Source organism: Cohaesibacter intestini, assembly GCF_003324485.1.
Classification (GTDB): domain Bacteria; phylum Pseudomonadota; class Alphaproteobacteria; order Rhizobiales; family Cohaesibacteraceae; genus Cohaesibacter; species Cohaesibacter intestini.
Genome location: NZ_QODK01000002.1, coordinates 192026 through 205900, shown reverse-complemented (window position 1 = coordinate 205900; position 13875 = coordinate 192026). Strand labels below are relative to the sequence as shown.

Sequence of the window (13875 nt, the reverse complement as noted above, 5' to 3'; positions counted from 1 at the left end):
GGATTTTCAAGTCAAGGACCAGACCATGTATCGTTATGACGAATTCGATGCCGCCTTTGTAAACCAGCGTGTGGCGCAGTTTCGCAGCCAGGTTGAACGCCGCGTTTCCGGTGAGCTGACCGAAGATGAGTTCAAGCCCTTGCGCCTGATGAATGGCCTGTATCTCCAGCTCCATGCCTATATGCTGCGCGTTGCCATTCCCTATGGCTCACTCGATAGCCGTCAGCTGCATCGCCTGGCCGATGTCGCAACCAAATATGACCGTGGCTATGCGCATTTCACCACCCGACAGAATGTTCAATATAACTGGCCGTCGCTGTCTGATACGCCGGATATCTTACAGGATCTGGCTGAAGTGGACATGCATGCGATCCAGACATCAGGCAACTGTATCCGCAACGTGACGACGGATCACTTTGCCGGTGCGGCCCATGATGAAGTGGCTGACCCACGGGTCTATGCGGAGATTATTCGCCAGTGGTCGAGCCTGCATCCGGAGTTCAGCTTTCTGCCGCGTAAATTCAAGATCGCCATCAATGGAGCCAAACAGGACCGGGCGGCAATCCGTGTTCATGACATTGGCTTGCAGCTGGTGCAATTGACCGATGGCGGCGTTGGCTTTGATGTCTATGTCGGTGGCGGGCAGGGGCGTACCCCGATGATTGCCAAGCTTGTGGCCGAAGGCGTCGCCGAGCAGGATATCCTGAGCTATCTCGAAGCCGTTCTGCGCGTCTATAACCTCTATGGCCGTCGCGACAACAAGTATAAGGCACGCATCAAGATCCTCGTCCACGAGACGGGTCTGGAGCAATTGAAAGCCGATATCGAAGCGGAATATGCCCATGTGAAGTCGACCTTCCTCGATATCCCCAAGGAAGAGATTGAGCGGATCGATGCCTATTTCGCCATGCCGAAGCTGCGCGATGCGTCAGCCGGCGTGGCCAAGCTGGCCGAGACCCGGGCGCGGGATGCCGGCTTTTCCCAGTGGGTGAGTCAGAATACTCACGGCCACAAGGTGTCCGACCATGTTAGCGTCACGGTCTCCTTGAAGCCCGTCGGTGGCGTGCCGGGGGATGCGACTGCGGAACAAATGCATTTGGTGGCCGATCTCGCCAGCCAATATGGCTATGACGAAGTGCGGGTCAGTCACGCGCAGAATCTGGTTCTGCCCCATGTGGCGAAGGAAGATCTCTATGCCATCTATCAGGCGCTGGTGACGGTGGATCTGGCCGAGGCCAATGTCGGGCTGGTGACCGACATCATCGCTTGCCCGGGGCTAGACTATTGCGCTCTGGCCAATGCGCGCTCAATCCCGGTCGCACAGGATATTTCCGAGCGTCTTGGTGCCATTGAACGCCAGAAGCAGATTGGCGATCTGAAACTGAATATCTCGGGCTGCATCAATGCCTGTGGTCACCACCATGTGGGCCATATCGGCATTCTTGGTGTCGATCGCAAGGGCGAAGAGCTTTACCAGATCACCCTTGGCGGATCATCGGACGAAAACACCTCGATTGGTGCCATCCTTGGCCGTGGTTTCCCGGCTGCCGAACTGACTGATGCCATCGAGGCCGTGATTGATACCTATATCGGGCTGCGCCTGTCGGACGACGAGCGTTTCATCGATGCCTATCGTCGGGTCGGACCAAAGCCTTTCAAGGAAGCGCTTTATCCAAGCGACCAGAAAGCAGCGTGAGGGGCTTATGAGTGAGAGCAAACAGTTTCAAGTGCCCGATCAGACGGGTGTCGACAGCCTGAACGAGGCCTTCGGCTCCGAGGCACCGCAAGCAGTGTTGCGCTGGCTGGCGGGGCGTGGCGGCAGAGCGCAAGTGCCTCTGGTTTCTTCCTTTGGTGCGGACTCGGTTGTTCTGTTGCACATGATTGCCGAGATAGATCCGTCCTATCCGGTTCTTTTCATCGATACGGGCAAGCATTTCTATGACACGCTGCATTATCGCGATCAGTTGAAAGAGCATTTCGGACTGACCAACTTGCAGGCGGTAACACCGGACCCGGATGATCTGAAGGAAAAAGACCCAAGAGGGGCGCTTTGGATCACCAGTCAGGATGCCTGCTGTGATCTGCGCAAAACCGTGCCATTGGCCCGTGTGATGAGAAACTATTCAGGCTGGATCACCGGACGGAAACGCTTCCAGACCAATGATCGGGCAGATCTGAATGTGTTCGAGCTTGATGGCGACAAGATGAAAGTCAATCCTCTGGCCTCCTGGGGTCCGAAGGATGTAGCAGCTTATATCAAGGCGCATAGCCTGCCGGGTCATCCACTTGTGCCACGGGGCTATCTGTCGATTGGTTGCGCCCCTTGCACCAGCCCGGTAGAAGACGGCGAAGATGCGCGCGCCGGCCGTTGGAAGGGTTCCGACAAGACCGAGTGCGGATTGCATATCTGATGGTAAGAGGACTGACTATGACTGCGAAAAACAACCAGCACAGAGCGCCTCTTTACAAGGACCGGGCGTTTCATGAAAACAAATGGCAGATGTTGGAAGGCGACCAGTCGCCTGTAGATGTCGATCGTCCCATTCTGACCTTTGCCGAAGCCATTCGGTTGCTTGAGTTGCGGGCCAACCTGCCGCAATGTTTCGGGGTTAGTGTCGAGCCCGGCGATGATGTTGAGGCTCTGGCCCCTTATCTCGATGGCATTGCGCTGATTGCCATCTCCTTTCCGGCCTTTTCCGATGGGCGCGGATTTTCCTCAGCCCGGTTGCTCAAGGAGCGCTATGGCTACAAGGGTGAAATCCGTGCGGTGGGGCATTTTATCCTCGACCAGATGCCGTTTCTTGAGCGTTGTGGTGTCGACAGCTTCCTGATTACCAGTGACAAGGTGCGGGCTGGCCTCGAACGGGGTGAGTGGCCCGAAGTGACCAACTATTACCAACCGACCGCCCATGAGGGTGACGCGCCAATTGCCAGCCGGACTTGGCTGCGCCAAAGAAGGAGCTGATTTTCCTTCGGCGGCGATAAGGCTAGTTGCACTTTGCCCGCCAAAACGATATCAGGGCACCGGACCTCCATCGCAGTTCTGCGGATGGGCCCTGTGACCAATGGTCGCTTGCCACCTTTGATTGCTTTTGAATATATGAAGCTTTCATGAACTTTTTCACCAGACAATGAGGTCGGGTGATAAAGATCAAGGTTTTTGCGGTCACCTGACCATAGACAGGGCAAAGGCTGTTGTCGTCGTGTTGGAATGAGGTGGGATCATCTTGTTCGAGAGGACGCGCGCTCGCTGACAGTGCTTGCATTTTTAGAACACCCACGGCCAGTAGATGAAGCGCTTGAAGAAAAAGCTGCTGGACTGGTTAGAGAATGACAAGAGGAGTTTGTTATGACGCAACAAGCCGAGGCCGTTGAAGCCCTTGCTGCGAGCAAATCGGTCTTTCCGATTCCGGCCAATGTCTTTGCCGAAACGGTGACCGAAGTCGAACATTATACGGATCGTCTGTTCAAGTTCCGGATTACCCGTCCGGCATCCTTCCGGTTCCGCTCCGGCGAGTTCGTGATGATTGGCCTGCCGAATGCCGAGCGTCCCGTTTTCCGTGCCTATTCCATCGCCAGCCCGTCTTGGGATGAGGAAGTGGAATTCTATTCGATCAAGGTGCCGGATGGCCCGCTGACCGAGCATCTGCAAAAGATCCAGCCCGGCGACACCATCCTGATGCGCAAGAAGCCGACTGGTACGCTGGTCAATGATGCGTTGATTCCGGGTAAGCGTCTTTACATGTTCTCGACCGGCACGGGCATTGCACCTTTCGCGTCGCTGATGCGCGATCCGGAAACCTATGAGAAATTCGATCAGGTGATCCTGACCCATACCTGCCGCGAGATTGACGAGCTGAAATATGGCGAAGAGCTGTTTGAGTTGTGCAAGAGCGATCCGCTGATCGGTGAGTTTGCGGCTGAGAAGCTGGTTCTCTACAACTCGGTCACCCGCGAGGAGTTCCCCCGTATGGGTCGCATCACCGACCTGATGACATCGGGCAAGCTGTTTGAGGATCTCGGTGTACCGCCGATCAATCCGGAAACCGACCGTGGCATGATTTGCGGCTCGATGGCGATGCTCAATGACACCAAGAAAGTGCTTGAAGATTTTGGTCTTGAGGAAGGCTCCAATGCGCGTCCGGCAACCTTTGTGGTTGAACGCGCTTTTGTCGACTAGGTCTTGACCCGATCATGATTGAGAAAAGGCTGTCTCATCAATGGGGCAGCCTTTTTTCGTTTCACATGATGTTTCTTTTAAAGCCGGATGATCTGGCAGGGCATGCCTGCGTCCACGGCTGCCGCATGGGGCGGGCGGATCAGCAGGCAATCGGCGCGGGCAAAGCCTGCCAGCATGGCGCTATCCTGACCGGTGAACTGCGTGGCAATCAGGCCACCTTGAGCATTGCGGCTGAGGCTGGCGCGCAGATAACTCTGGCGTTTGTCGTTGGCGGCAACCGGGCCGCCCAAAGCGGCTGTCTCGACCAGCAGCGGATCAGTATCGCCCTGTATGGCGCGGATAAGCGGACACAGGAAGAGCAGAGCGCAGACCATAGCTGAGACCGGATTGCCGGGAAGTCCGATCACCTGCATGGCGTCCAGTTTGCCTGCCATCAAGGGTTTGCCCGGTCGCATGGCAATGCGCCAGAAATCAAGCGTCATGCCTGCCTCTGTCAGCGCATCTTGCACCAGATCATGGTCCCCGACGGACGCGCCACCACTGGTCACCAGAATATCGGCCCCGGCAGCGCGGGCTTGTTCTACCTTGGCTGCGATCGCTGTCTTGTCATCACCGACCAGTCCCAGATCAAGAATGTCGGCTCCAGCCTCGCTGGCCAAAGCTGCGACGCCAAATGTATTGGAGGCGACGATCTGTTCCGGGCGCGGATTTTCCCCCGGCAATATCAGTTCATCACCTGTGGCGAGGATTGCCACCTTTGGACGCATGCGGACTTTGACACTGGGGCGGTTCATGGCTGCAGCAAGTGCCAGATTGCCCGCGGTCAGTCTGGTGCCAGCCCTGATCAACACGTCGCCGCGTTTGAAGTCCATGCCAGCGGGGCGAATATATTGCCCTTCAGTGACCGCTTCCAAAGCCATGACAAAGGCACCATCGCGCTCGGCATTTTCCTGAATAAGGATGGCATTCGCGCCTTCAGGCACCGGGGCACCGGTGAATATGCGCACCGCTTCCCAATTGTGTAGACTGTCGGGGAAGAGGGTGCCTGCCGGTACTTCGCCGACCACTTGCAGCTTGGTTGGCAGATCCTTGATGTTGGCGGAGCGGACCGCATAGCCATCCATCGCGGAGGCTGCAAAAGGCGGCTGGTCGCGATGGGCTGCGAGATCTTCGGCCAAAATGCGCCCATGGGCTTCCGCCAAGACCACGTCTTGCGTGCCGGGCGTGGGAATGGATGCAAGCAGGCGCTTCTGGGCTTCTTCAACCGGCATCAAGGACATGATGAGCCTCCCAATGATGATTCTTTCTTATCGCGTATCTGGCTTAGGATGCAGCCTGCCATGGACCGGATTTGCCGCCAGTTTTTTCAAGCAAACGCACCGCGTCGATCACCATGCCCTTGTCTGCAGCCTTGGCCATGTCATAAATGGTCAGGCAGGCGATGGAGGCCGCCGTGAGGGCTTCCATTTCGACGCCGGTTTGTCCGGTCAGCTTGGCCATCGCGGTGACGCGGATGCCCGGCAGGTCTTCAATGGTTTCAAACTCCACAGACACCTTGGACAGGGCCAAAGGGTGACAGAGCGGGATCAACTCATGGGTTCGTTTGGCGGCCATGATGCCGGCGATGCGGGCGGTGGCCAGCACGTCGCCTTTCTTGGCTTGGCCCGAGGTGATCAGGTCAAGGGTCTCGCGCTTCATGCGGATCTGGCCCGAGGCAATGGCAATCCGGCTTGTCGGCACCTTGTCCGAGACATCGACCATATGGGCCGCACCGCTTTCGTCGATATGGGTCAGTTTGGCTTCGCTCATATGGTGATCCTCCCGTCAGTCAAGCTGCCGCAAACCCTAGCGGGCCAGCAAATCGCGGGTCGCTTTGGTCACATCGTCCTGACGCATCAGACTTTCGCCGATCAGGAATGTCTCGATCCGGGCCTTGCTGGCCAGCATGGCGAGATCGTCTGGCGTGAAGAGGCCGCTTTCACCAACCAGCAATTTGTCGTCCGGCACCCGTGGCGCAAGGTCGATTGAGGTTTGCAGGCTGGTCTCAAAGGTCTTGAGATTGCGGTTGTTGATGCCAAGCAGCGGTGAGGTCAGATGCTCTAAAGCGCGGTCCAGCTCTTCGGCGTTGTGGACTTCGATCAACACATCCATGCCCAGTGCAAAGGCGGTTTCTTCCAATGCCTTGGCTTCCTCATTGGTGACAGATGCCATGATGATCAGAATGCAGTCTGCGCCCCATGCGCGGGCCTCATAGACCTGATAGGGTTCATAGAGGAAATCCTTGCGCAGAGCAGGCAAGGAAACCGCATTGCGAGCCGCCACCAGAAAGTCGGGATGCCCCTGAAAGCTGGGCGTATCTGTGAGCACGGACAGACAGGCCGCACCGCCATCTTCATAGGCTTTGGCGAGCTTTGGCGGGTCAAAATCGGCCCGGATCAGGCCTTTGGACGGGCTTGCTTTCTTCACTTCAGCAATCAGTGCATAGAGGCCCGCATCAACTTTGGCTTTCAGCGCGTTGTAAAAACCGCGCACCGGGGCCTGACCGGCAATCTGTGCCTTGAGGTCATCAAGCGTTGCCACAGCCTTGGCAGCGGCAATTTCCTCGCGCTTGTAAAGTTCGATCTTCTTGAGAATGTCAGCCATGGAGCGTGTCTCAGCCTGTATCTGTATGACTTTGGGGTCTGGTCGGTTGCGATTGGATCATCGCAATCAGTCGCGATTGGAGACGTCCACCAGCTTGTTGAGCGCAGCCAGAGCCTTGCCGCTGTCGATGATTTCTGCGGCCAGCTCAATACCATCGGCATAGCTATCCGTTTTGCCAGCGATCAAGAGACCTGCGGCGGCATTCATCTGGACGATGTCGCGATAAGGGCCCTTTTCGCCTTCGAGCAAGGCCATCAGAGCCTTGGCATTGTCATCGCCGGTGCCACCGCGAATATCCTCGATCGTAGCCCGTTTGATGCCGACATCCTCCGGTGCGATGATGAATTCAGATATGGTGCCGTCTTTCAACTGCGTGATCTTGGTTTCGCCAAGGGTCGAGATTTCATCCAAACCACCCGCACCATAAACCACCCAGATGAAGTCCGAGCCGAGAGCCTTCAGGGTTTCGGCAAAGTGGATCTGCCAATGGGGATCAAAGACACCGATCAGCTGACGCTTGACGCCTGCCGGGTTGGAGAGAGGGCCGAGCAGATTGAAAATGGTGCGGACGCCCATTTCAACGCGGGTCGGGCCGACAAACCGCATGGCGGAATGGTGGTTCGGGGCAAACATGAAACCGATGCCTGCTTCCTCAATGCAGCGGGCAACGCCGTCCGGATCCTGAGCGAGATTGACGCCAAGACTGGTCAGAACATCGCCTGAGCCGGACAGAGAGGACAGGGCCTTGTTGCCATGCTTGGCAACAGAGACGCCACCACCGGCCATGATCATCGCGGCGCAGGTCGAGATGTTGTAGGTCTTGGTGCCGGTGCCGCCGGTGCCGACAATGTCCACCGCATCAGCGGGAGCCGTGACACGTGTCATCTTGTTGCGCATCTCGAAGACTGCGCCGGTGATTTCATCGACGGTTTCTCCACGGACGCGCAGAGCCATCAAGAAGGCGCCGATCTGGGACGGGGTGGCCTTGCCACTCATCAAGATGTCAAAGGCCTCTACGGCCTGTTCACGGCTGAGGCTCTTGCCGTCGGCAACGTGCGCCAGAAAAGGCTTCAATTCATCCATAATGCTCTCCAGAAACGTCCGGTCTGATGCCGTCAATATGATTGCTTTGGTCGGCCTTTTTATAAGAGTGGCCTTTTTGTTGGAAGGGCTGTTCGGGGCACCATGTATGATGTCCCGAACAGATAGCCTGTCAATTGGTCGATGAAAGGCGCTTCTTAGCGGGCGCCATTGACGATCTGCTGCATCATGGCTTCGTTGATGGTGTAACCAATGTCGCGCAGGATGGTTTCGCTTAACTGACCAAGCATATCGTTGCCTGCATTTTCGTTGAGGCGCTGTTTGAGGCCAGCAATCTGCAGGGCATCGGTATCGAAGTCCGGCTCTGTGACCTTGTCGACCACGAGCACATATTGGGTCGTGCCTTCAACGGCGCTGGTTTTGTGACCTTCGGGACCATTGAAAGCCTGCTGTACGGCTGGTGTTGGAAGCGCCGCACTGCCTTGACGAGAGACATTGGCGGCTTTCTCAAGGGTTAGCCCTTGTTCGCTCGCAACATCTTCAAGGCTCTTGCCTGCATTGACCTCTTTGAGAAGATCCGCAGCGCGGGCTGCGTTGCGCTCCGCACGTTGGTCCTTCTTCCATGCGGCAATGGCATCGTCGCGGACCTCATCCAGAGTGCGGTCGCGGCTTTCGATCACATCCTTGACCATGAACCAGGCGTAGCCGGAATCCTCGATTTCCACCGGGTCGGCTTCGAAATCGACATCATTGTCAAACACCGCTTTCAACAGATCTGCCTGCGCCGGAAGGTCTGTCACTTTGTCGCCGGACTGCAGATCGCCTGCAACTGAAATGGCGGTAACCATCCGCAACGGCAGCTGCATCTTGTCTGCGACTTCCTTCAGGGTTGCTCCGCCAGCGCGTTCATCTTCAACCTGGTCGAAGACGCTCAGAACATCGTCCTTGGCTCGGTTTGCGGCGATTTCGGCTTTCAACTGATCCTTGATTTCATCAAATGGGGACGCCTGAGAGGCCTCGGTCTTGGCGTTGCGCAGCAGCAGATAACCAAAACGCCCTTTAATGACGTCGGAAACCTGACCTTCTTCCAATGCGTAAAGAGCATCTGCGGCCACTTTTTCGGGGATTTCAGCCTTCGTCAGCAGCCCGAAGTCGATGTCGGCCTCGGTCAGATTGCGCTCGGTCATGATGTCTTCATAGGTGGCGCCATTGGCAATCTTGTCAGAAGCGGCTTTGGCATCTTCTTCCGTGCTGAAGAGGATCTGCTGCATCTGGCGGCGTTCTGGCTGGACAAAACGGTTCTGGACCGTTTCATAATAATGCTTGGCGTCTTCGTCGGTGACCTTGGAAGCGTCCATGATGTCGCCCGGCTCGAGCTTGAGCATTTCGAAGGTGCGATATTCCGGTGCCCGGAAAGCCATCTTCTTTTGCTCGAAATAGCTTGTCAGTTCAGCATCAGATGGATCTTCAATCTCGCTGACAGTGTCTTCGCTCAAGGTCACATAGGAAATGTCGCGGGTCTCAAAGCTGAAGGTGTTGAAAACCTTCAATGCTGCAACGGGCAGGGTGGCTTTCCCTGTCAGTCCGGCGGCCAGTTGGCGGCGGACTTCGAGATTCTGACGATTGACCACATAGCGATCCTCAGTGGTGCCTGCATTGCGCAAAACGAGGTTCATCTGGTTGCGGTCAAATTTGCCAAGCGCCTGAAATGCTGGCTCCTGAGCGATGCTCTTGGCCAGTTCGGTCGGCGAGAGGCCCATATTGAAACGACGGGCCAGATCATTGAGAGAGCCTTCGCCAATCAGGCGTCCAAGCACCTGATTTGGGAGACCAAAGGCCGCTGTCTCGGCGCTGGTCAGACGGCGTCCCAACCGGTTTGACAGCGCGTTGACTTCCAGAATCAGTTCGCTTTGGTAATCGCGGCCATCAATTTCGGTTTCCCCAACCGTCGCAACGGCACCGCGACCAAAATTGGAGAAAATGTCTGCGATGCCCCAGACCGCAAAACTCAGAACCAGAAGGCCCATCAGGATTTTGGCAACAAAACCCGAGGCCATCGAACGCATAGTGTCCATCATGGGATGGTGTGTCCTTCTATCGTGCAGGCGGGTAAAGACCAAACCGTCATGGTTTCATACATTTTTTGGCGGCCCGTCTGCCTTTCTTAAATGTTCGCCGGATCATAGAAAGCTCATGTCCAAGCTGCAACCCAATCCGTGCTGAAAAGGTGGCACAAATGGGGACGGTGCGGATTTTGTTCGCAGAAAGATTGGTGATCTGATCCGATCAAGGGGATTTTGTGACCCAATCACGAGAAAAGTAGGGGGAAAACAGCTCTGCATGGCAGCCTTGCCGTGCAAATGCACCTAAAGTTGGAGTATGAGAAGGGCAATCCGGGAGGCGGAGGCATTTTCTTGTGGCGCGTTGGTGCGGCACAGTTCGGTTTTGACTTCTTCTCTCAGACCCAATTTTTGGACCCATCATCAGATTGAAGGATCAGACATATGAGCATCAAACCTCTCGTCGCCGGTAACTGGAAAATGAACGGCCTTAAGGCATCCGCCCCAGAACTCGAGGCGTTGATCGCCGGATTCGACGCTGAGCTTGCTGCCAAAGCTGATACCATGATCTGCCCTCCCTTCACTTTGGTTGCTGCTTTTGCAGAAAAAGCGGCTGACAGCGCGGTTGCCATTGGTGCGCAGGATTGTCACTTCAATGTATCCGGTGCCCATACCGGCGACATTTCTGCCCAAATGCTGGCCGATGCTGGTGCTGATGCCGTGATCGTTGGTCACTCCGAGCGCCGTGCTGATCATGGCGAGACCAATGACGTCGTCAAATCCAAGGCGGAAGCCGTCTGGGCGCAGGATCTGGTTGCCATCATCTGTGTCGGTGAAACCGAAGCTGAGCGCAAGGGTGGAGAAACCCTCGAAGTCGTCGGGTCCCAGCTGGCTGGTTCCATTCCGGCGGGTGCGACCGCAGCCAACACCGTTATTGCTTATGAGCCTGTGTGGGCAATCGGCACCGGTTTGACGCCAACTGCTGAAGATGTGGCTGAAGTGCACGCCTTCATGCGCAAGCAGTTGGTCGAAGCCTTTGGTGAAGACGGGGCATCCATGCGTTTGCTTTATGGTGGTTCGGTCAAGGCTTCAAATGCTGTTGAGCTGATGGGCGTTGACAATGTGAATGGGGCTCTGGTGGGCGGTGCCAGCCTGAAGGCGGCAGACTTCCTTGGCATTTTGGCCGCTTACAAATAGGCCTTGAAAGCGGCTAGGCCCTGATGAGGTTATTTGCCGTTGTACCTTTGAGAAAAGGGAAAAGGGTGTCTCAATGGCACCCTTTGGTCTTGTTTGTTGGTGGCTTTGTTCCCAAATAGGCAAGGGCGCACGGAAAAAACTCAGCTTGGCACTGGTATTGCCGGGAGTCTTGTTGTAGAAGACGCCCAAGAAATATGAACCTTTTGCGTCGGGCCGCAGTTCTTTGTTGGCCCGATTGACTGTTTTAAGAGACGGTTGGACGATGGAATCAGTTGTTATTGTCATTCACTTGCTGATTGTTGCTGCCCTTGTGGTTGTGGTGCTTCTGCAGCGCTCCGAAGGCGGCGCGCTTGGCATCGGCGGCGGCGGTGGCGGCGGCGGTTTTATGACCGGACGTGGCGCAGCAAACCTGCTGACCCGGACCACCGCGATTTTGGCGGCTGGCTTCTTCATTACGTCCTTGGGTCTTGGTATTCTGGCGTCGCAGAAAAGCAGCCCGGCTGACGTGCTGGATAATGTACCAGCCCAGACCGGCACCGAGACGCCTGCGACCCCGGGTCAGGGCGGTATTCTGGACGAGCTGCAACAGTTGACGCCAACCGCACCTGCGGCTCCGGTGGCACCTGCGACCCCGAGCGGTCCACAGGTTCCGACCTCGGAGTAAGGCGGAATTGTCTCGTGCGAGACCAGATTCTGACACTTTTTCAACCGGCCTTTGCCTCGCTGCATGGGCCGGTTTCTGTTGACTGCCTGTCGAAATGTGCGGTTATCCCGATCTGAGATAGGTGGTTTTGAAGTCATGCGTTCGTCATATCTATTCCTGACACCCCTGTCGGGGTGAGGCGCGCGCGCTCGCTGGGTGGCTGATCGCCTGTCTGTTTCGTTTCTTGTGGGTCTGTTGCCATCAAGGGTGGTGGTTCGGGCACAGGGGTGCCGGAGCGGGCGGCGTGGGTCACTTAAATGGTGGAACGAGGCCGATTTGTTTGGCGAATCGACTCAAAGATAAGTACTCTACAGGTCCATGGCGCGATATATTTTCATTACTGGCGGTGTGGTGTCTTCGCTTGGCAAAGGGCTTGCGTCTGCGGCCCTTGCAGCGGCTCTACAGGCGCGTGGCTATTCTTGTCGGCTGCGCAAACTTGATCCCTATCTCAATGTCGACCCCGGGACGATGTCCCCCTACCAGCATGGGGAATGCTTCGTCACCGATGATGGTGCCGAGACAGACCTTGATCTGGGGCATTATGAGCGGTTTACCGGTCGTCCTTCGAACAAGAAGGACAATATCACGACCGGGCGGATCTATCAGAACATCCTGACCAAGGAACGGCGGGGCGATTATCTGGGCGGTACAGTTCAGGTGATTCCGCATGTGACGGACGAGATCAAAAGTTTCATTCTTGACGGCAACGATGATTATGACTTCGTGCTCTGCGAAATTGGCGGCACGGTGGGCGACATCGAAGCGACGCCATTTTTCGAAGCGATCCGTCAGCTGGGCAACGAGTTGCCGCGCGGTCAGGCCATCTATATTCATCTGACCCTTGTGCCTTATATCCCGAGTGCAGGTGAGTTGAAGACCAAACCGACGCAGCATTCGGTGAAAGAATTGCGGTCGATCGGCATTCAGCCAAACATCCTGATGGTGCGTTGTGATCGTCAGATCCCGGAAGCGGAACGACGCAAGCTGTCACTCTTCTGCAATGTTCGCCCCGAGGCGGTCATTCAGGCGCTGGATGTCAACAATATCTATGAAGTGCCGCTTTCCTATCATGCTGAAGGGCTGGACAAGGAAGTGTTGGCAGCTTTTGGCATTGACGGCGCACCGAAGCCGAATTTTGATCGCTGGCACGAGATTGTCGATCGGTTGAGCAACCCGGAAGGGGAGGTCACCATTGCGGTGGTGGGCAAATATACCTCGCTGCTCGATGCCTACAAGTCGCTGATCGAAGCCCTGACCCATGGCGGCATTGCCAACAAGGTCAAAGTCAAACTCGACTGGATCGAATCCGATATTTTTGAAGGCGACAGCGATCCGACGGTTCGTCTGGAAGGTGTCCATGGCATTCTGGTGCCGGGCGGCTTTGGGGAGCGTGGGGCCGAAGGCAAGATTGCTGCGGTCAAATATGCCCGTGAGAACAAGATTCCGTATTTCGGCATCTGCTTTGGCATGCAAATGGCAGTGATTGAAGCGGCGCGCAATCTGGCTGGGATCAAGGATGCCTCTTCGTCCGAATTTGGTGAGGCTGGTAGCCACGTTGTCGGTCTGATGACTGAGTGGACCAAAGGCAATGCGCTGGAAACCCGTCGACAGGATGGTGATCTGGGCGGCACCATGCGTTTGGGGGCCTATGAAGCCCATTTGATCGAAGGGTCGAAAATCGCCAATATCTATGGTGAGACCGTCATTCATGAGCGCCATCGGCATCGCTATGAAGTCAATATCGACTACAAAGAGAAGCTCGAAGCGTGCGGTTTGAAATTTGCCGGTCTGTCACCTGACGGGGTTCTGCCGGAGACGGTCGAGATTCTTGATCATCCATGGTTCGTGGCGGTTCAGTATCATCCAGAGCTGAAATCCCGCCCCTTTGCTCCGCATCCATTGTTTGCTTCCTTCATCGGAGCTGCGGTGGAGCAAAGCCGACTGGTCTGATCGGTCGAGGACTTGGAATTGGATGGCTGACCCGCTGAGCAAAATGGGCCAGCCGTCAACCATGCCGATTTGGACTGGGTCATAGTGAAACTGTCCTGTCG

Annotated in this window: 12 protein-coding genes; 7 read left to right on the top strand and 5 right to left on the bottom strand. The window is 56.1% G+C overall.

Annotated features, from left to right (window positions below):
- Positions 1-25 precede the first annotated feature (25 nt).
- The 4 genes from DSD30_RS06470 to DSD30_RS06450 all read left to right on the top strand — a co-directional run bounded on the left by DSD30_RS06470 (position 26) and on the right by DSD30_RS06450 (position 4180).
- Positions 26-1696 (top strand): nitrite/sulfite reductase, encoded by a 1671-nt coding sequence (locus DSD30_RS06470; RefSeq protein WP_114008824.1) that lies wholly within the window; start codon positions 26-28, stop codon positions 1694-1696.
- Between the two features lie 7 nt (positions 1697-1703).
- The gene (locus DSD30_RS06465) at positions 1704-2411 is read left to right on the top strand and encodes a phosphoadenylyl-sulfate reductase (protein WP_157967588.1); all 708 of its coding nucleotides are present in this window, start codon (positions 1704-1706) and stop codon (positions 2409-2411) included.
- A gap of 17 nt (positions 2412-2428) precedes the next feature.
- Positions 2429-2965, top strand: a complete 537-nt coding sequence (locus DSD30_RS06460) for a DUF934 domain-containing protein (protein ID WP_245418390.1) — start codon at positions 2429-2431, stop codon at positions 2963-2965.
- Positions 2966-3349: 384 nt separating this feature from the next.
- The gene (locus DSD30_RS06450; protein ID WP_114008819.1) at positions 3350-4180 is read left to right on the top strand and encodes a ferredoxin--NADP reductase; all 831 of its coding nucleotides are present in this window, start codon (positions 3350-3352) and stop codon (positions 4178-4180) included.
- A 77-nt stretch (positions 4181-4257) separates the two neighbouring features.
- Here DSD30_RS06450 and DSD30_RS06445 read toward each other — a convergent pair whose 3' ends face one another.
- The 5 genes from DSD30_RS06445 to DSD30_RS06425 all read right to left on the bottom strand — a co-directional run bounded on the left by DSD30_RS06445 (position 4258) and on the right by DSD30_RS06425 (position 9942).
- The gene (locus DSD30_RS06445; RefSeq protein WP_114008818.1) at positions 4258-5460 is read right to left on the bottom strand and encodes a molybdopterin molybdotransferase MoeA; all 1203 of its coding nucleotides are present in this window, start codon (positions 5458-5460) and stop codon (positions 4258-4260) included.
- A gap of 43 nt (positions 5461-5503) precedes the next feature.
- Positions 5504-5989, bottom strand: coding sequence for a cyclic pyranopterin monophosphate synthase MoaC (gene moaC, locus DSD30_RS06440; protein WP_114008816.1), 486 nt, complete (start codon positions 5987-5989; stop codon positions 5504-5506).
- 36 nt (positions 5990-6025) lie between these two features.
- Entirely contained in the window at positions 6026-6823 is a 798-nt protein-coding gene (trpC, locus tag DSD30_RS06435; protein ID WP_114008815.1) for an indole-3-glycerol phosphate synthase TrpC, read from the bottom strand.
- Between the two features lie 66 nt (positions 6824-6889).
- Positions 6890-7906, bottom strand: coding sequence for an anthranilate phosphoribosyltransferase (gene trpD, locus DSD30_RS06430; protein WP_114008814.1), 1017 nt, complete (start codon positions 7904-7906; stop codon positions 6890-6892).
- A 155-nt stretch (positions 7907-8061) separates the two neighbouring features.
- On the bottom strand, positions 8062-9942 hold the full coding sequence (locus DSD30_RS06425) for a SurA N-terminal domain-containing protein (RefSeq protein ID WP_114008812.1): 1881 nt from the start codon (positions 9940-9942) through the stop codon (positions 8062-8064).
- Between the two features lie 426 nt (positions 9943-10368).
- Between DSD30_RS06425 and tpiA the strand changes: the two genes are divergently transcribed.
- The 3 genes from tpiA to DSD30_RS06410 all read left to right on the top strand — a co-directional run bounded on the left by tpiA (position 10369) and on the right by DSD30_RS06410 (position 13774).
- On the top strand, positions 10369-11121 hold the full coding sequence (gene tpiA / locus DSD30_RS06420; protein ID WP_114008811.1) for a triose-phosphate isomerase: 753 nt from the start codon (positions 10369-10371) through the stop codon (positions 11119-11121).
- Between the two features lie 262 nt (positions 11122-11383).
- A complete protein-coding gene (secG, locus tag DSD30_RS06415) occupies positions 11384-11785 on the top strand; it encodes a preprotein translocase subunit SecG (RefSeq protein ID WP_114008809.1) in 402 nt (133 codons plus the stop codon).
- A 357-nt stretch (positions 11786-12142) separates the two neighbouring features.
- Positions 12143-13774, top strand: coding sequence for a CTP synthase (locus DSD30_RS06410; protein ID WP_114008808.1), 1632 nt, complete (start codon positions 12143-12145; stop codon positions 13772-13774).
- Positions 13775-13875: the final 101 nt, after the last annotated feature.